Origin of the sequence: Bradyrhizobium diazoefficiens USDA 110 (assembly GCF_000011365.1) — a bacterium.
In the GTDB taxonomy this organism is placed as follows: domain Bacteria; phylum Pseudomonadota; class Alphaproteobacteria; order Rhizobiales; family Xanthobacteraceae; genus Bradyrhizobium; species Bradyrhizobium diazoefficiens.
Genome location: NC_004463.1, coordinates 2,231,896 through 2,250,739, shown reverse-complemented (window position 1 = coordinate 2,250,739; position 18,844 = coordinate 2,231,896). Strand labels below are relative to the sequence as shown.

At 56.9% G+C, this 18,844-nt stretch carries 12 protein-coding genes and 1 riboswitch; of the genes, 1 reads left to right on the top strand and 11 read right to left on the bottom strand.

From position 1 onward, the window contains the following. Positions 1–58: 58 nt before the first annotated feature. From BJA_RS10160 to metE, 11 genes are all read right to left on the bottom strand, one after another. Positions 59–874, bottom strand: a complete 816-nt coding sequence (locus BJA_RS10160) for a gamma-glutamyl-gamma-aminobutyrate hydrolase family protein (RefSeq protein ID WP_011084876.1) — start codon at positions 872–874, stop codon at positions 59–61. Further along, positions 871–1,929 (bottom strand): dhydrorhizobitoxine desaturase, encoded by a 1,059-nt coding sequence (gene rtxC / locus BJA_RS10155; RefSeq protein ID WP_011084875.1) that lies wholly within the window; start codon positions 1,927–1,929, stop codon positions 871–873. The genes BJA_RS10160 and rtxC overlap by 4 nt, the downstream gene beginning before the upstream one ends. Before the next feature lie 31 nt (positions 1,930–1,960). Beyond that, positions 1,961–2,728, bottom strand: coding sequence for a PLP-dependent transferase (locus BJA_RS43625; protein ID WP_011084874.1), 768 nt, complete (start codon positions 2,726–2,728; stop codon positions 1,961–1,963). 47 nt (positions 2,729–2,775) lie between these two features. After that, positions 2,776–3,204: a PLP-dependent transferase gene (locus BJA_RS43620; RefSeq protein WP_011084873.1), complete on the bottom strand. Its 429-nt coding sequence runs from the start codon at positions 3,202–3,204 to the stop codon at positions 2,776–2,778. Continuing rightward, a complete protein-coding gene (locus BJA_RS42925; RefSeq protein ID WP_236842186.1) occupies positions 3,201–4,367 on the bottom strand; it encodes a 2-aminoethylphosphonate--pyruvate transaminase in 1,167 nt (388 codons plus the stop codon). Before BJA_RS42925 ends, BJA_RS43620 begins: the two co-directional genes overlap by 4 nt. A gap of 491 nt (positions 4,368–4,858) precedes the next feature. Next, the gene (locus BJA_RS10145; protein ID WP_011084514.1) at positions 4,859–5,923 is read right to left on the bottom strand and encodes an IS630-like element ISRj1 family transposase; all 1,065 of its coding nucleotides are present in this window, start codon (positions 5,921–5,923) and stop codon (positions 4,859–4,861) included. A 1,310-nt stretch (positions 5,924–7,233) separates the two neighbouring features. After that, positions 7,234–7,749: a NoeE-like protein gene (locus tag BJA_RS43615; RefSeq protein ID WP_244442032.1), complete on the bottom strand. Its 516-nt coding sequence runs from the start codon at positions 7,747–7,749 to the stop codon at positions 7,234–7,236. A 201-nt stretch (positions 7,750–7,950) separates the two neighbouring features. Further along, a complete protein-coding gene (locus tag BJA_RS43610) occupies positions 7,951–8,298 on the bottom strand; it encodes a sulfotransferase (protein WP_011084869.1) in 348 nt (115 codons plus the stop codon). Positions 8,299–11,487: 3,189 nt separating this feature from the next. Beyond that, positions 11,488–12,360, bottom strand: coding sequence for a glycine amidinotransferase (locus BJA_RS10130; protein WP_197535737.1), 873 nt, complete (start codon positions 12,358–12,360; stop codon positions 11,488–11,490). A 702-nt stretch (positions 12,361–13,062) separates the two neighbouring features. Further along, entirely contained in the window at positions 13,063–13,269 is a 207-nt protein-coding gene (locus BJA_RS10125) for a hypothetical protein (protein ID WP_026312600.1), read from the bottom strand. 2,029 nt (positions 13,270–15,298) lie between these two features. Continuing rightward, complete coding sequence (gene metE, locus BJA_RS10120) at positions 15,299–17,644, bottom strand: 5-methyltetrahydropteroyltriglutamate--homocysteine S-methyltransferase (RefSeq protein ID WP_011084864.1); 2,346 nt, start codon at positions 17,642–17,644, stop codon at positions 15,299–15,301. A gap of 101 nt (positions 17,645–17,745) precedes the next feature. Then, positions 17,746–17,947: riboswitch (cobalamin riboswitch) on the bottom strand. Positions 17,948–18,298: 351 nt separating this feature from the next. Here metE and BJA_RS10115 point away from each other — a divergent pair. Continuing rightward, positions 18,299–18,589 (top strand): hypothetical protein, encoded by a 291-nt coding sequence (locus tag BJA_RS10115; RefSeq protein WP_131234261.1) that lies wholly within the window; start codon positions 18,299–18,301, stop codon positions 18,587–18,589. The last annotated feature ends 255 nt before the right edge of the window (positions 18,590–18,844 follow it).

The window sequence follows — 18,844 nt, the reverse complement described above, 5'->3', positions numbered from 1 at the left end:
AGGCATTCAACTTTCGGCCTGTACTGACCACGTTTGGTTTGAAATCTCACGATCTGCCCTAGTGATTCTTCGTTCCGCGGTACACAACACAGGCCTCTCCGAATGCTTTGAAGAGTTGCTTGCCGAGGAGATCGGTTGAGACGTGCCATTCGGGGTGCCATTGCACCCCGATTTGCAGCGTCGGCGCGCCAATCACCGAAGCCGCCTCAACAAGACCGTCAGGCGCCCACGCCTCCCGCCTCAGCGCCGGGGCAAGCGCCTCGATGCCTTGATTGTGCAGCGAGTTGACTTGGGCTTCGATCGTCCGGGCGATTGGGAAGAGCGCGCCGTCGGAAGATATCCTGACGCTGTGCGCGGCATCGTACTGACGGTCCCTGGGACGGTCTGGCTTCTCGGCATGCATAGCACCGCTTTCGAGGCTCCACTCCGCAAGCGATGGGCGGAGTGTGCCGCCGAAATAGACGTTGAGCTCCTGAAGCCCACGGCAGATGCCCAAAATAGGCATTCCGAGCGCGATGGCGCTCTGTATGGCTACGGCAGAAAGCCGGTCCCTAGGACGGTCAAGGATCCCAGCCTCAACGTCCCGATCAGGATCAACTAAGGATGCAGGCGCTGACAGGACGGCGGGGTCGACGTTCGATTCATCACCTGTCAAGACCACACCGTCCAGCCGGCGCATGATGGCCGTGGCGAACGCCTCCCCAGCATCTTCCGCGTCGACGGTCGGCAATACGACGCAAGCAACTCCCCCATGACGATGGAGTGCCTGCACGTACTTACGGCGTAACCAGTCGCGATGCACACCGTCGACCAGAAGACGGTTCGAAGTGACGCCGACAACGGCTCGCGCGCGCTCGGGCTGTTGCAGACTCACGCCACCTGGCCCCGCGTCCGGACGGCGGCAACGGACTGCTCATACAGCCGTCGATTTCGCTCTTTCAGCTGAGTTATGACGCTAGGCTGACCTTGAGGCCCCTTGACAAAGAGCCCGCCCCAAGTCGCGGCGACCTTCGCGTAGTTCGGATCCTGCATTCGGATTTTCTGAGCCTTGCGCAACAGCCAAAACGGGATACCGGGCGAAAGGTGGTGCTCAAGGTGGTACTCATCTAGATTCTGCCCAAGAATGGCTCGCTCGAGGAAGCTTCCCTTCCGATTTCTGGTGAGATAGACGTTCTGCGTCTCGTTTTCGCACATTGGCGAGTGCTCGGCGAGTTCGATGAACCAGCCGAGGACCTGAAATGTGGTGAGATAGGGCACGATCCAGAACAGGACGACAATATGGAGCAGCCCAAGAACATATGACCCGGCCAAGATGCTGATCCAGAAGAGATAGAAGCCATACCTGTCAATCAGTATGCCTGAGCGGCTCTGATCCTCGGTATCTTCGACCGAAAACCGGTTGGTCCAGAGATACTTCAGATAGGCCACTGTCGCGCCGCCGAAGATCGGCTTCCAGATGATGTTGAAAGCGTATCTCTCTGGACGCTGCACGTCATAAACGCCGCTGGCCAGGAAAAACTTCAGGTCGGGATCCTTGTCGGGGTCGCCGAGATAGGGATGATGCAAGTAGACATGTGAGATCCGATAGGCCCAGTGTCGCTGGAACAAGGGATAGGAGGCGAACAGAATGCCAAGAACATAATTCCAGGTGGTGTTCTTCGCGAGCGTGCGGTGAGCTGCATCGTGAGCGATGGTTGTCAATCCGCGCTGATAGGCACCAATCAGGAGAACGGCCAGCGGGTAGAGCCACCACGAAACAGACACGGTCGCAAGCGTGCACGCTGCGATAACAGCGTAATCTTTCGCAATGTAGGCGGCCCCTGTGATGTTGTCGGGCCTTAGCTCCGAAAGTTGCTTATTGATCTCCCGGCTGAATTGAACGGCCTCATAGCGTGATGACCTCAGTTTCCAAGCGTCTGCCTGATTCATGAGAACCTCTTCCTAATTGCCTTGCAGGTTGTCAGATTGCGGAAAGCGCCTTGTCCAGATCGCGCAAGATGTCATTGACATCTTCGATGCCGACACAAAGCCGGATTGAGCCGCCAAATATGGCGGCGGCTTCGCGCTTTTCCCGCGGGACGGTGGTGTGAGTCGTCGAGACAGGATGAGTCACGAGCGTGCGGGCGTCTCCCACATTGGAAACGTGATACATCAAGTCAATGTTCTGGATGAACTTTCGCCCGGCCAGTTCGTCTTCCACCTCGAACATGACCATCGCCCCGTGTCCATATGCGGTGTTGAGTGTCTGTTCGACGATTTCCCGATCGGCGCCTTCGAAGAGACCCGGGTAAAACACCCGACGCACTTTTGGATGCTCCTTTAGAACTCCAGCCACGATCCTGGCATTGGCGCAGTGCTGCTTCATGCGAAGCGGCAGCGTTTCAAGCCCTTGGATCAGTTGAAAGCTCGCAAACGGGGAGATGGCTGCACCGGTATCGCGTAACCAGGTCATGCGAGCCTTGAGGAGAAACTCGCTCTTTCCTAGGTCATCGACATCGCGCACGGCGTTGTGCCAGACAATTCCGCCATGCGCTTCGTCGGGACCATTGAACAAGGGGAAGCGAGAAGCTCCGCGATAGCTAAATTTACCGCTGTCAACGATTAGTCCGCCGAGGGTCGTGCCGTGGCCGGAGATATATTTTGTTGCAGAGTACGTTGTAACTGCAGCGCCCAGGTCTGACGGCCGGCATATCAGCGGCGTAGTCGTGTTGTCTACGACCAGAGGCACGCCGTACCTCCGGCCGATCTCCGCAAGCTGTTTAACGGGAAGCGGAATCAGGGATTCGATATTACCTCTCCGAACAGGCAGATGGTGCGATCATCGATCGCTCGCTCGAACGTCTCGGGCCTTCGAGGATCTGCTGTCCTCACGCTGATTCCCAAACGCTTTAGGGTGTTGTGGAGCAGGTTCCAGGTATTGCCATATAGATATGGAGAGGCAACGACATTGTCCCCTACTTCGCCACTTGAAAGATTGACGATAGCAAGGAACGTCGCCGCTTGACCTGACGCAACGGCGAGCGAGTCGCTGCCCATATCGACAGCGGCGTAGCGCTTCTCGAGCGCGCGGGTCGTGGGATTGATAATCCTCGTGTAGGTGAACCCATCGGCCTTGACGTTGTAGACGTCCGCGATGTGGTTGAGATCGCCATCGAGTTCATAAGCTGTATTCTGGTAGATCGGCACTGCGACGGCTTTCGTCACCGGGTCGCGCCGATAACCCGCTGCAGAACAGCAGTCTCGGCGGAAAACGGCAGCTGCCGGTCTCCAACTGCCTGAGCCGGCATCTTTACGCGCGCGGCATATGCCTCTTGGTCCGGCGCCGGCCTTGCTGACCGGGCCTGACCGGACCGGAAATATGAACGAAAAGCGCATCCCAACCGCTCAATCCAGCTGGATTGGATTTCCCCAATGCAACCGACGCGAAAGCTTCGCGTCGCAAGGTGCAGCTTCGAGTAGACGTAAAGATTGTGGGCCGCCAAGTGGCGATACAGCCCATCGAATCCTTCCTGGTCTACTATGCCGGGCGGCGCACTGAACGCAACGCAGACCGGCGACTGCAACTCGGGGGACAGCAGCGGAGACACTGTCCCTTCGAGTTCCTTGATGAGGTCGTCTCTGACCTTCTCGTACCGGAAGCGTCTGGCATCAATGCTCTCCTCATGCAGAATCTTCAAAGCCATTGTCGTTGCCTGAACGATGTGGGTGGGAGGGGTCGACCGCCACTCACCCGTGCGCTCGAGCGAGCGCCATTGATCTCTCACATCGAGCACAAACGATCTCGGTTCTTGAGCCGCATTCTCCAGCAGCTCGCGCGACGCAATTACAAACGCTACTCCCGGCGGCCCTTCTATGCATTTGTTGCTCGATGTGACCAGTACGTCTGGTCCACGCTGGCTCAGATCGATATTGAGAGCGCCGAAGGAACTCATTCCATCAACGATGGTTTTTACGCCACAACGCCTCGCCTCTTCCACGATCTCTTGCAGAGGGTTGACGATTCCGGTTGTCGTCTCACAATGCACGAAACACAGGTGCGTAACGCCAGGATTTCGGCTCAGATACTCGCCGATTTCTTGCGGATCCAAAGGATCGGTTGCGCGCTTGACGAGCTTCAGCGCTTCGACCCCCCACAGCCGCAAAATTTGTAGAACACGCTCGCCATAGATGCCGTTTACGCAGACGAGCGGCCTGTCGGCTCGGGACACAAATGAAGAGAGGGCAGCCTCCATTGCAAAGGAGCCCCCTCCTTGAATGGGCACCACCGAATAGTCCTTAGCGTTTCCCAGCAAGTTGAGCATCAGCCGCCTCATGCAGGCGGTCACCTCCTTGAACTCGTCATCGCGAGATGCGAGATCAAGCTGCATCTGGCTCTTCACCGCCAACGATAGCGACAATGGACCAGGCGTCAGCAAAGAGCGCTGTCTTGTCAAACCATTCCTCCTACATTGTGTTCGTCGATGACCTGCCGTACGCGCGCCATCGCCCCGGAGGCGCGCGTATGCCTTCCTCATCGATAGCTTCGAATGAAGCGCCTTGAAACGCGGTCTCGTTTCGCGTCGACCGCTCCAAAAGGCCGCCGGATGACAACCTTCAATTTCTCATTGCGGATGGAGAGCAATCCTTCACAAAGCTCCCCGTTGATGCGTTTCAGACCTCCCAGATAGCCTTTTTGCGCTGAACGCTCGGGCGCAAGTGGGCGCCGACGCTCGCTCTCATCCAACTGTCACGCATGTGCAGGCTTGGGCGTGGTCGCCTCTGGCGCTATGAGGCGCCGGTCGGCCGGCGGTCTACCTGTAAGACTGCCCAGTCAGGCAAGCTTTGCCGCCAGAAAGGCGATGCAGCCTAGTACCCGGAATCAGAGCTGAGTGATACGGCGGCCTTTGAAACGGCGTTGCCGGACCTTTTTCTTGGTCCAGACGAAGGGCTCGGCTCTGTCGTTGTATGCGTTGACGTAGGCATCGATGTGTTCCTGAAGCTGCTTGAGGCTCGTGAAGGAGGTGCCGCTGAGCGACTGCCCCTGCAAGATGGAAAACCATACTTCGACCTGATTGAGCCATGACGCACTTGTCGGCGTGAAATGAAATTGCACGTTGGGGTGGGCCTTGAGCCAGTCCTCGTTCTTTTTATGGGTGTTGAGGTTGTCGAGGATGACGTGAAGCTTGCGGTTCGGAAAAGTCGCGGTGACGCTGTTCATGAAATCGAGAAACTCGACGCGGCGCCGGCGTTTTGAATGGGTCGCGATGATCTTTCCGGTGGCGACTTCGAGCGCCGCAAACAATGTTGTGGTGCCATGCCGCTTGTAATCGTGGCTTTGGCCGGTTAAGGCGCGGCCATTGGGCAACTTCAGATAACCCTGCGCTCGCTCCAAAGCCTGGATCGAGGGCTTCTCGTCCACGCACAGCACAATGGCCTTCGCCGGCGGCGCGACATAGAGGCCGACAACATCGGCGGCTTTGGCCGTAAAGTTCGGGTCGTTGCTCTCGCACCAGGACTTGCGAGCCACCAGGTCAATCTTGTGGCTGCGCAGGAACCGCCAGACATATTGGACATCGACATCGCCCAGCGCCTCGGCCAGCAGGGGGCCGGTCCAGCGCGCAAACCCTTGCGGTGGCGGCTTATCCAGCAGCTTCAGAATCCGCTTGTCGGTCGTCTTCGTATAAATCGGCTGCTTGCCAGGCCGCGGCTTGTCTTGCAGCCCTTCAAGGCCATGGTCGGCATAGCGATGCCGCCAAAGGCTGACAATCCGCGGCTGGACCCCAACTTCCTTGGCGATCGACCGGGTGCTGCGCCCATCCGCCGCCAACAGAACTATCCGCGCCCGCTTCAAATCGCGCTGCAACGTCACCGGTGAGCGACAGCACGCCTCAAGCACCTTGCGATCTTTCCTCGAAAGGTGGACTTCTCTTGCTTCGGGTATCATCCCGACCTTGAATCACGACTCACGTTCCAAGAAAAGTGGGTACTAGATCGTCGCGCCCGGACGATAGGCAGGCACACTCGATAGTCTTCGTTCGCAGCGGGTGTCCAATGCGTTTGCTTGGGACTTGATACATTTTCACTCCGTCGCTCGTGGAGGGATTGGGACGCACATGGCTGTCTGGGCGAGCTCGAAGATCGTACAACTTGACGTTACGGGCGTTTCAACCCTCTCCGGAATTTTTCTCGCGGGACTTTTTCCTCACGTACTCCCGTTTGGCAGCGACAAGTCGACGCAAGCAGCGGAGTACGAGGGATTCACAGCGAGGTTCAATAGTTTGAACGTTAGATCTGGATCGAGCGTGAGTATTCCGCGTGCGAGCGCGATTCTGCGGAGAAATGACGGGATCGTTCCGTTTACGTGCAATCCGGCCAAAAGAGCCATATGGAGGTACGAAGCTTCTCGGCAGCCCGGGCGAGATCCTACTGGATGCTGTGCATGACGGTTTAAACCTTCCGCCATAGCTGTTGTGTCACGTCATTGCGCTCGCAATGGAGCGGCGTTGGCAGCCCGCGGCGAGCCACACTTGATGGCGATCCAGCGATCTTGGATGCTTGCGCGAGCAGGAATCAGTTCGACACCTTTTGGCGAGCGGCCTTGTGACACAACATGTCGCCTCGATTTGCCGGGAGTACGTCGAGCCAAGTCCAATGAAGTTGCGCGCTTTATCTTGGAAGCGATTCCTGGGCTTTCAGCATCTCAGTTACTTAACGCCGCTTCGCCGCGGGACGTCTCACCGAGCGATATGGCGGCGGTGAGCGTGCGGTTTTACGGCGGTTCCAAGGCGTGGGCGGCGAGCAAAAGTTGCCGGCATCCCAGCGCTCGTTGCGCGCAACTACCTCGCCGATGAGGCACTCTGGTTGGACGACGGTCGCACTTCGTACTTGTCCTGCTCTCTCCTCTGCAGGCCGGCTCGTTGATGCGAGCTCGCGTCCGACGTGGTCTACGGGCGCGGTCGAGCACGCCAGCGGTTGACCAGAGCGGATCATCAAGTGATCATCTCTGTCGCTTGCCAAGGATGAGCTTCGCTTCCTTTTCGGCTGCGCCTATGGCGCCTTCATGGCGATCAACCAGGAAAGGCGGAACGGAGCATGACCCGAACACGCGGCGGGGCTTCGTAGCTCAGGATGGCGCATGTTCGTGACAGCATTGCCTCGCGATGCGAAGGTACAGGCCTACGCCGAAGGTATTCGCCGACGAGCGGCGGCCAAAAAGGGAAGAAAGCTTGCCAGACGTTACCATCGCCAGCGTCCTTAGGAGATGCTGAGGATCTGCTCAAGCCGCGGGACCTCCCCTCGCAACGTCTCGATAGCCACGTCTCGGTTCTCCGAAATGTTCAAAGCAGTGTGGACCGGCTCTCCAGCGTAAGATGAGCCGGGCAATCCTCCCGCATTGGTACTTCGCATATCCCACCAGGTGCGGAATATACGGCGATAGGGTTCAGTTACCTCCCGCCCCCTGTCTAGAACTCCGGATTTCTGGGCATGCAGCAGTTCCTGCTCATATCCGAGTTCCAGCAAAAGCTCGGCACCGACCAGATCGGTCACGGTTTGCATCTCCTCGACGCACAATTGAGATTGCCGTGATTTGACTGAGCTTCCGTGGATGGCGTTTCGTTCCACGTTTTTTCGATCCCCAAAGCTGCTGGCTTGAAGATAATCTGCTCGTCCTATGCTAGCCGATGCGACGCCATCTGGATCACAGCCGAGCCCTGTCAGTACACGTTGGATTTCCTCGTCCGGACGCGCCACGAGCAGTTCGTATTGCACCAAATGGGCCTGCGGGCGAGTACGTTGCTCGGCGAGCCTAGGAAGACCCAAAACCAAATCGGGGAGTGAAGATATTATGCCATCGGGCAGACGAAGCATGAGATCAGTGAGACTGGAAACGCTGACCGGCTGCGAGCTGTCTGCCCGCCATGGAATCCCAGGTCGATTTCAATGAAGCGGCGATGGCGTAGGGATTGCGCATCAGAAGGATGTGTGGCGCTTCTGGATAGACGGATTCAACAAAGTCAAGGACCGTCCATAGCGTGGTGTCTTATCTATGATGATGCGCTTACCCGCTTCTGCCAGATACTGATCGTATGCTGCTTCTGCAAAAGCGCGGCTAACGATCGCGCGGTCTATCCGTCCTAAGAATTCGGAGGTTGCGGCCTCAATCAGTGCGCTGCCCCCCGGATGGCGCCGATCCACCTTGCCAAACGCCTCGAGCGCCAACATTAACCAGGGTTCAGGCGGAGCCACAATGTCTGGATGGAGCTTCAGCAAATGAGCCAGGAGTGTGGTCCCAGATCGTGGAAGACCGAGAGAAAGCACACTCAGGTGAACGACCAAAACGTCCGCTTATCGTCAGGCGCTCGTGCTGGGCACGCGCCCCCCTGTCGGCGCTAGCTCGATTGGGCGAAGCAAAGCGAGCCGCCCGATCGCATGAGGACCAACAGCTTGCGTACAAAGCGACGAAACGACAGAATTTTGGCTGCTACTCATGACCTAAGACCCATTCACTTCGATCGGGCGGGATCACAGAAGGGTAACTGCAATCGCGCCTCCGATTGCTCGACCAATAGAACGAAATTAAGCAACTGCTCAATTGCAGCAAGATTGACTCGGATGTAGGAAGGTTGGAAAGAACTATACGGACGTTTGCCGAAGACCGCGCGAGCACATGGCAGGTTGCTACGTATGTAAATGCGACTGCACCTCGCTGATTCTCGGCATACTCCAAGACATTTCGGGATATGAGCGGAGTGCTGCAAAGAATCAGGTCATATCGCGGGGGTCACACTTGAGTGAGCGCCGCGGCTAGCCGGTCAACACATTGGATTATAGCTCCGGCCAACTTTCTTTCGACAAGCGCAATCGTCCAAGCCGCACGAAGTATTTGGGTTAGCGGATCCGCAACGTCGCTCTTCCCCTGACAGGGGCTAAGGAGGCTGAATGACGGACCTGATCCAACATGCCACGGGATAACGCGATCAGCAAGCGCGCTTGGCCGCGTCTCTACTCACGAAGACGAGATTTTTCCGCCGTTCATGTGGAACATCCTTGGTAGGGCTACGAGCAAGACAATGTCTTCAATGCCGATTATGAATCACGACCGGACATAACCTTTTAGACCAACACTTTCTAACAAAGTCCATCAATGAGGATGCTGGAGCCCCACCGCCACATTGAAACGCCATCCAAAAAACCCCTCAGCGCGAATCGGCAAACCCAATTTGCTAGAGAACCTTCTATGGGCACTGAGGGCGGCCTGCGAGCCGCCCTACCGTGCAAGTACCAGCGCGGCCCAAGCTACCGCTGATGTCCGAGTCCGATTCCAAGATTTAAGGCCTTCTGGCGGAGCGCACCGACACTGCGTTTGGTCATCTTTGCTATTTTTATCACCGGGGTCCTGGCCTTCGAGTGGACTTTGAGCTCCTTGATATCTGCCTTCGTCCATTCGCGCCGCTTAACGCTTTTCTTAGTTGCTTTCTTCACGATGAATGCTCCTTTTTAGCGGAGCGGCTTGTAACATAGTTTTCTCGGCGCGACGACGGTAAAAAAATAGACAATATTATAGGACATCGCGCCAAGTGTAAGCTTTGGCATGTCTTCCGAAGCGAGGTGTCTGCACTGTTGCAGCTGCGCAATTGTAAACTTCATACGCACGTCGCGTTCTGATAGCGTTCCAATCGACGCCTTTATATCCGGAGCTAAACAACCGACACGCTCTCGAATAAGCGAGAGCCAAATCGCGATAGAGATCAACAGGTCCAAATAAGGAGGTGCGCCCAGAGAACGGAAAGATGTTGTGTCTCCGCGATATTGCTTAGAGAGGTGGCTGACGAGAATGATTAAAGGCACACTCACCTTTGATCACGCGCTCTTTGTCAAGTTCGCTTTTGGTCGTATTCAACTCGCGCAAAGAGCGCCGCCGCTTGATGGATCATGCCCAATTTTCGGGATAAGAAATTTGCTGAAAATCCAGCACGACTGGCGTCCACCGCCGATCAGGACACCACAGGCGTAGACCGCTTAAAGACGAGCAGAGACCTTCGTCGGCTGCCTTCGCCAACCAATACATGGGGTTCTTGGTCCCCTTCTCGTATTTGACCCGGATGCCTTCCGGGAAATCAGTTTAGCCGACCGTCTCGATGACACTGATGTGCACGAAGAGGCCAAATCCTTCGTCCCTCAGGTCAATATCTTTGGTCGCGTTCAACGACTCCACAACACTGATTACAACGACACTGTTTCTAGATTGAACTTCGCAATCCAGTCGAACTGCATCACCACCAGCAAGGGTTCAAGCGGCTTTCCTCCACGTCGACATCGGTTTACGTCGGCTCAATCGCATGCCGTGGGACGCTTTCTGCCCGTGTTCGCTTCCAGCCGAGAAACCAAAGGGAGCGGCAGCTCAGCTTTCGGCTCTTGCGCGATCTCTCGCTCAACCTGCGCCTGCATAGTACCCCGATCTAAGTTTTCGAGCGCCTCAAGTACTCTCTTCCCTCTTCGGTGATAATCCAGCACCCGGCCTTCCGCTCGATCAGCTTTTGGCCGAAAACATCGAGTGGGGTCGCGCGGCTCGCAATCCGCTTCATACGGTCCGTCCACTCCGGGCCGCTGCTAAAATAGATAGCCAAATGCTGCTTAACGACTTCGATACTCGCCAGACCGTGCGGCTGCAGGCGAGTATCTTCAGTATCGACAACTGAAAACTCGCGCACGCCATCGACTTAAGGAAAAGCCCATATTACATATTTTGAGGTAAGCTCCAGAGCTGCGAGCCGCTTTTCAAAAGAGAGCTTCCTCCTAAAGCCGATTGCACGACACCCGCCTGCCGTCGCCGCGGTAAGCAACGCTTTTCGACTGCATCTTGCCAGGACTCTTCCGAAGAACGGTTCAGCATTAGATAGCTGCGTTGACTAGGAGCGTGAGGTGGTCTCGACTGCCGACTTCGACCGACTTGAGATCAAACGACGTCGGTAGTAGCCACGCCGTTGTACATCCTGACGAATGACGTCGCTCACGAAACGAACCGCCCGCTTCTTTCGTTTCCAATTCCCGCCCAATCCCGCGGGGATCGCAAAGCCTCTCGGCACGACCAAAAGATCGTTTCTTTGGTTCAAATAGATATCGAACATGTGGTGGCTCTTTTTCGCACAAGCGTAGATCGGCTGTTCACCGATCTGGTGACATCGAAGCAACAGTTTCCTTTAAGTCACTGGACGATCAAATGACATTCAAAAGCTCCCGTCCTGATAAGGGAAGACGGTCACGCGCACAATGGTGCCGCAAGATGTGAGCGTGTGCACGTCCCGACTTACGGCGCCCGGAGAGGCACCCGTCAATGTCGACCTCAAACGCGGCGGAGAGTCTATCTAGGTGGCTCAACTACGGCAATGCCAGCCTACGCTACGATTTTTCTCCAACTAGCTGATGCAGCATAAGCTTCGCCAGGTATGAGGCTCCCAAAGCAGCGGCTTAGCAGATCGTTGCCCGGAAAGCAGACGATCGTCGGTACTAGCTGAAGTAATCCTCCGGCCCGCCTTCGCGAACCGTGTCGAGAGTAACGCAATGGAACCCACCGCCGAAGATCCGTCTATGGCGGCGCCGAACCGGGACAACCTGAAAGCTGAACTGTTCAAGGATCCGAGCCAGCTCGGGGCAGGCGTCGTTGACTAAGACGACGTCAGGAGCGACCGAGAGGACGTTGACATCAATGTAAAGACTGGACAACAGCAGATCGTCGTCGTTGTAAGCCGGAAAACTATTTTTGGTTGGCTCGGGCGCTACTATCATGTCCCAGTTGCGCATTGCTTCTGGCAAATAGTCCGCCACCTCGCGAGACCGCACGAGCAGCGGCCCCGGCGCAAGCGCTATGACCATACTATCAATATGGCTATCGCAGAGCTTGTAGGCACGGTGGATCCGAAATCGTCCTTGCAAATGGCGCTCAAGCCAATCACATGGCATCGCGTGATTCTTGGTAGCGATATTTACGACGAGGTCGCGTCCAACACGCAAACACTGCGCACCGTCCCACATCATCTCGAGGCCAACGTCATAGGGATGTGTTCCGGGATGGTGGATCGGTTCCGTTGGACCACCGGTCGTTGACAGGGCGTAGGAGCGGTCAAATGAACGGTTAGTCATCAACGGGCGCGGCATCACTGACCATCGCGCGCCTCGGTCGAAATAGGACGCGAAGATTGGCTTGAGAAATTGCGTCTCGAAGTATCGTGAGCGGAGCATAGGAGGGGTCTCGATCAATTCGTCTCCAACCACTAACGCTATGTCGCGGACATTGAGCGGCGGCACGACTGCGGCCAACCAAGCAAGGGTGCGAACCTCCACGGTGGACGCATCGAGTGTCATCGGTCGATGCACGGTCACGTTAAGCTTCCGCAACGTGTTCACAATTCCTTCGACGTCCTCATTCAGTTCGTCCAGGTAGCGGTCCTTGATCCGATGGCGGACCCGCGTGCCAGCTTGTGTGCCCGCTGCCGCAGAGGACAGACGCGGAGCAGCGCGATCGTCTGTTCTCTACCCACTGGGATGATCCCGCCTTGGCCGGCTGGTCAGATGCGCTCTACACCATTGCCGGATACGTGCTCTACACCACGAATTCAACCTATCTGACCTGGCAGGTTCGCCGGCGGATGACGTATTTGCCGTCCCTTCGGGATTCCATATACGGCTGCCGGCGTGGTTCAAATTGTATAATTGGAACGTTTGCCACAGTAAGGCTACCGCACGGAATGGCAGCGGGCGGAAGTAAGGCTGATGCGGAGCACCGCTGCCAAGGTTCGAAGTGGACGCCGGTCACTGTAAAAGGGCAAAGTCTCATCCGATTGAAACGCGGAGCCGGACACAATGTCGTAGGCATGCTCGACGAACACGTCGTCGCGCCGGATGCCATAGCCGAAGAATACCATGACTGGCGAGGACGCCGGTGAATGTCACGGGCGTGAACTGAGAGCATTGGCCGGAGTTGAAGACCTTAAACTTCCTTGGAAACCCGGAAAGTGCGACGCCCTTGCAACTCAGGAGAGCTCGTCCTCGCGGAATGCTCGAAGATGATGTGGACGGATTGGCTCATGCAGGCGGTGTTCGAAGCTCCAGTACATCGGCGAAGATTGTCCAATCGCGGACCCGCCTTTGCCGGCAGAAATCGGTCTCCGCCTGCTGAGCAGCAGCACTCAGCGAGGCGGCATCGACCTTGAATGCTGCCTGGCACGCACGATGCTCGCCGCCGGCATCGTCGCAAACGATCTTCATAAACCGGACGCTAAATGAAGGCATGCCCCCTCTCTTTGTGTGGTTTGCTTATCCACTATTCTGCCATTCGCGCGGGGAGTATTTGATTTGCCTCAAGGAGCATCCCAAGAGGTCTGTCTGATCCTCCGAAGATAGGCCAAGAAAGTCCGCCGTGAACTTTACGAGTTGTCCGCGATAGTCTTGTGAACGACTGCCGCAAGTGCAGGCTTATCGCGGGCTGATTTCTGCCATGCGCCGGCGGCTATGCGCGCAAGCGATCGCTGGGCACCAAGAACCCCGAACTTGCATCGGCGGTCCACCTGAAGACGCGATTGCAGAAGCCGCTCATCACGCTTGTCCTAGCCCACGTTTCGATAAGCCCGGTCCAGGACTTCAGCGCCGGAGCTTAAGGTCTATCAGCGCCCGGCAAGGCGACCGAGTGAAAGGCGAAGCATCAATTGACCGTCGGCGTGCACGGAGCAATGGCGAAAAGTTGTCCTAGCCATGGGCGTGGGTTGCACCTCAATTCAACGCGTTGGTCTGTTGCAGAGAACGCGAGGCGCTGGCTGAAGCGCGAGTTCGGAACATGTCGACGAGCGTCTGCGGCTGGTAGCGGTCACGAGCCTCCGATCCCGGACGCGCACAACTTTTTGACAAGCATCAATGCTGCAGCGGCTGCCTCTGATAGAAGTGGTCTTCTAGTAAGGTCAGACGCACGGCGGACCGAAATGCTTGACGCCCATGATGCTTTCTTGCCCGGGTACCCGCTGCCGTTCCTAGGACTGCTACCAGACGCAGCCGCAGCCGCGCGGCGGCCAATGACCGGCCACATGATAAATTGCGCCGACTTGCGACGGCATCTACTTTATCGGCCTGCGGGACGGCCCTGCTATGGGCTCAGAGCGATGCCGCCCATCTAACGGTGTTAAGAAAATGCGCGCGTGAGGGAGGCCCCCCACACACAACCAACACGATGACGCCGGAGGATAAGGAGATGTGTCTCACCAACAAGGGACGTGATATGACAGACGGCCGGACCATTTACCCTGCTCCGGGCCGGATTACTGGAGCTGGAGTCCAGTCTAACTTGTGCAGCACAGCTACAAATATCAACGGCCGAGGCCTTGAGCTGATCCAAATCAATTCGACCAAAGCTCAGATGTCGTTTCGTGGCGCAGATCTAAATATTTCAGTTCGCGAGCGGATCATGTTTCGTCACAACAGCGCATGGCCGATAGCCCTCCGCCGCGGCTGACGCGATCGAGAACGCGGGCCATCCGAACGTTATCGGCTTGGGCCCGTCCGCGCAGAACCCAAGCGATGTGCGCGGTGTTAACAAGGTTATCTGAATTTGTCACCCCGCAGCTATGAACACCGCCCAGCATCTAATGATCTGACATGGGAGCAGCTTGGAAAGGCGCCGCCCTTCGATCAGGATCTGGAGATTGCCGTGATCGAGGGTAATTCAATTCACCGGGTGGTCTTTCCTTGCCGCCGGATCTTCGGCGGATGGATCAACGCGAATACCGGAGAGCAAATCGCTGTGCGGCCAACGCATTGGCGTATCTGGCCCGGATAGCCGTTATTCCAAATGGATTGGCGTGAGTTGGGGTACGGAGTGCCTTTGACGTCCTCTCTTCGGAAACTATCTAGCGTGGATTGATTGAGGGAGCCTGACGGCATCTCCGAGCGGACCGAATCCGCGCCGGTGCCTTGCGGTGTCCGTCAAGCATTAGTTTTCTCATTGCTGTCGCGGCCGTTGCCAACGTGCCCATGAGCGACAAATCACAGCCTAGACGGCCGCGTACCATGGCATGATTGAGCTGCGGCACTTCTGCTTGAATGGGTCGCAGATTTTCGGCGAATGTCGTCGCCTTGATCGAGCAGCCGGCAATTCTCCCGCGGCCGACGAAACTAGCGTAACGCGTCACCATCTTTTCTCCGAGACCGTACCTTCCCCGGTCCACGAAGTGGACCGGGCATTTTGTCAGCGGCAAGGATAGCCTCGATAATGTGGAAAGCGTAAATCACCATAACCCAATTAGCTTTGTCGAGAACAGACCGGAGCTCGGGATCAACGGATTTGCGGATCGGATGCAGCGCGCAGTTCGCGCGCGGCAGCGACCATGTTGGCGAGCGCAGGCCGAACCTCCTCCCATTTGCGCGTTTTTAGGCCGCAGTCCGGATTGACCCAGAGCTGAGAATCCTGCAAGCGCGTCCGAGCTAGCACGATCAGCTCCTTCATTTCGTCCGTCTCGGGAACGCGCGGAGAGTGAATGTCGTACACGCCCGGTCCGATTTGATTTGGATATTCGTACCTCCTGAACGCATCCAGCAGCTCCATTTTCGATCGCGACGTCTCGATTGAAATGACATCCGCATCCATTGCAGCGATCGCACCGATGATGTCGTTAAACTCTGAGTAGCACATATGTGTATGGATTTGCGTTTGATCGGTAACGCCCGATGAGCAGATGCGGAAGCAATCTCCGGCCCAATCGAGATATGCCTTCCAGTCCGACCGGCGCAATGGCAATCCTTCGCGAAGTGCAGCTTCGTCGATCTGTATCATCGCCGCACCGGCATTCTCGAGATCGCGGACTTCATCGCGCATCGCGAGCGCAAGCTGACGGCAGACCTCGCTTCTAGGAATATCATCGCGAACAAACGACCAGTTCAGGATCGTCACCGGTCCGGTCAACATCGCCTTCATCGGCTTACTAGTTAGTGATTGCGCGTAGCGCCACCATTCCACGGTGATCGGCTTCGGCCGCACTACATCGCCAAACAGGATCGGGGGCCTAACGCAGCGCGAACCATAGGACTGAACCCATCCATTCCTTGTAAATGCGAAGCCGGCGAGTTGCTCGCTGAAGTACTGCACCATGTCATTACGCTCGAATTCGCCATGAACGAGGACGTCAAGACCGATGTCCTCCTGCCAACGTACGGCGCGGGCTATCTCCTCTTTGAGGAACCTGTCGTATTGCTCCTCGCTCATCGCACCTCGCGCATGCGCCGCGCGAGCATTTCGCACCGCTGTGGTCTGCGGAAACGATCCTATCGTCGTGGTGGGAAAAGCCGGTAGTCCAAAGCGTTCCCTTTGGATCTCGGAACGACGGGCAAACGGGGTGGCGCGCTGGCGCATCGTCTGATCGATCGCCCTCATTCGGACAGCGACGTTGGCATTATGGATCTTCGGCGAGGTCCGGCGGGCAGTCGCAGCGCATTCCGACTCGGCAAGAGCTAGCCCAACATTCTGGTCGCCTGCGAGTACCCGCGCCAGGATCGCAAGCTCACGCATCTTCTGAACCGAGAAAGCAAGCCAGCTCTTGACGTCGGACGCGAGCCCGGTCTCGAGTTCAACATCGACCGGCACGTGAAGCAGCGAGCAGGATGGAGCGAGCTGTACACGGTGCCTGCCAAGCTTCGCAATCGAGGGCTTCAGCCGCTGACGGAGCGACGGCAAGTTCGACCGCCACACATTCCGGCCGTCGATGACACCGAGCGACATGACGAGATCACTTCGGCCGTCAGCAACGATCTGATCCAATAGTTCTGGCGCTCGAACCAAATCGACGTGCAGACCGGAAATTGGCAGGCTCAAGGCAGTATCCAGATTGTCGCCTAGGGCGCCGAAATAGCTCGCAAGCATGATCTTGATAGCGGGTCCCTCCTTTGCGAACCGGTTATAGGCGTGCAGCAACGAATTTCGCGCCGCCTCATCCAGATCAAGGACCAGGCAGGGCTCGTCAAACTGAACCCAACTTGCCCCTCGTTTGGCTAATTCATGCAGAAGGTCGATATAGACGGGTATCAGATCATCGAGGAGAGAGAGGGGCTGGAACGCACTATCGGTACTCTTGCCGAGCTTTAAAAATGTGACCGGCCCGATCAGGACAGGGCGGGTCTGAAAGCCAAGAGCCCTCGCTTCCTCATACTCTTCGACGGGTTTGCGAGAGCACAGTCTGAACGCCTGTCCCCGGTAAAACTCAGGAACCATGTAGTGGTAGTTGGTATCGAACCACTTGGTCATTTCCTGCGCGGGCACGCCAGATCCCCGCGGGCTCTGGGCGCAACTCGCATCCTGCTCGCCGCATTGCGATCCGCGGGCCATGGCGAAGTACGTTTGGAGCGAAACGGATTCTCCGTTCGCGGCGTAGATCTCCGGGATTGCGCCAACCATGACGCTTGTATCGAGCACCTGATCATACAGCGAGAAGTCGTTTGACGGAATGATCGTGACGCCGAGCGATTTTTGACGAGCCCAGTTCGCTGCGCGTAGGCCGAATGCGTCTTCGTGCAACTGCTGTTCACTAATCTTTCCAGCCCAGTAGCTTTCTAGAGCGAGCTTGAGCTCACGCCTTGGGCCGATGCGTGGCGTTCCGAGCGTAGCAACTGGAAGAGAGAGAGGAGACATAGCGTTAACCCCTGTTGGGGACAAAGGCCATGGCGGACGCAGGCAGGAGAAGTCGCGCGTGCGACGGCTGCTTGGCGCACCACCGAGACACCCCGCCCGTGGACCAATATATTGTCGGGGCCGGTCTCCTGGCTTGCTGGTCATCGCTGCTGTCCGGCCTTCCCGAAGCCGTGCAGGCTTCAGCGACATCGTCGGACAGCGGCTCGCCGCTCACAGTTGCGGGGGCAGAGCCGGCATTTGCACCGGCTTCCCTCTTAGCTCCGGATCAATGGGAACCGGAGAACCTCGACGACTTGGATTATCGGCAGGAGAACTCTTCCGTCAACCTCTCAGATTATGTGCAAGCTAATCTGCGACATCCGCTAGCCGAATGACCGTGCATCTCTGTGACTTCACCATCTAGAAACATTCTCTCATCAGAGATGTCATAATCAGACATATCCTTCTCAGATGCCGGATAAGCATCGGAGCTGCCTTGAGGCGGAGCCGCACGCTAAATTGATGAAAGGGACAGAAGCAGCCTGCCGGCGGGAGTACCGACGTTATATCAGAGCGCTTTCAATGCGGCTTTGCGATTTCCAGAGGTTCGCCCAGCACCTCAGCTAGCCAGCTCTTCGCTCAACTAAAGGATCTGCGGCGAATAGGCCAAGGCACGTGGCGAAATTTAGCAACTGGCGAGGGGTTGATTTGCGTGCCACCCAGACTTCAGAGCTGGGATCAAGCCGGCTTGGTGCTTGGCAATCACGCAGCTCGAACGCGGGCGGCACGATAGCGAACCACACAGCTCAATGGCGGCAAACCCACTTCCGTCCACAGGCATCCGGCATCGAGGCGTTCAACTCTTCTGCTAAATATCCGGTGCGGGACATGGATGCACAAGCTGCGGCGGATACGCCAAACAGAAACATCGAAAACATGCAAAGGTCGGAAAGTCGACAAGAGTGACACAAACTCCGTGAAATTTTCCGCCTATTGCCTGGCACGAAGAATGCAGACCCTCGGAATGCCCAGTCTCCTCCTCTGGGCAGGTCCAGCTCAGCCAATTGACGCAGTCGCTGCCGGGGAAGTTAGCTGCGCATGACATAGAGGGGAGCGCCTGCTCGCGCGGGACAGCTAGCGGGTGCATCCCCGTAAACTTCTTGCGATGGCATAGCAGGTTCGAGGTTGCCTGCTTCACAAGATATTTGGATGAAACGCGAT

Bases quoted from the DNA above. Each gene is read 5' to 3' on its own strand.
- rtxC (WP_011084875.1), bottom strand. From the start codon at position 1,929: ATGAATCAGGCAGACGCTTGGAAACTGAGGTCATCACGCTATGAGGCC.
- BJA_RS42925 (WP_236842186.1), bottom strand. From the start codon at position 4,367: ATGCAGCTTGATCTCGCATCTCGCGATGACGAGTTCAAGGAGGTGACC.
- BJA_RS10145 (WP_011084514.1), bottom strand. From the start codon at position 5,923: ATGATACCCGAAGCAAGAGAAGTCCACCTTTCGAGGAAAGATCGCAAG.
- BJA_RS10125 (WP_026312600.1), bottom strand. From the start codon at position 13,269: ATGCCTTCATTTAGCGTCCGGTTTATGAAGATCGTTTGCGACGATGCC.
- metE (WP_011084864.1), bottom strand. From the start codon at position 17,644: ATGTCTCCTCTCTCTCTTCCAGTTGCTACGCTCGGAACGCCACGCATC.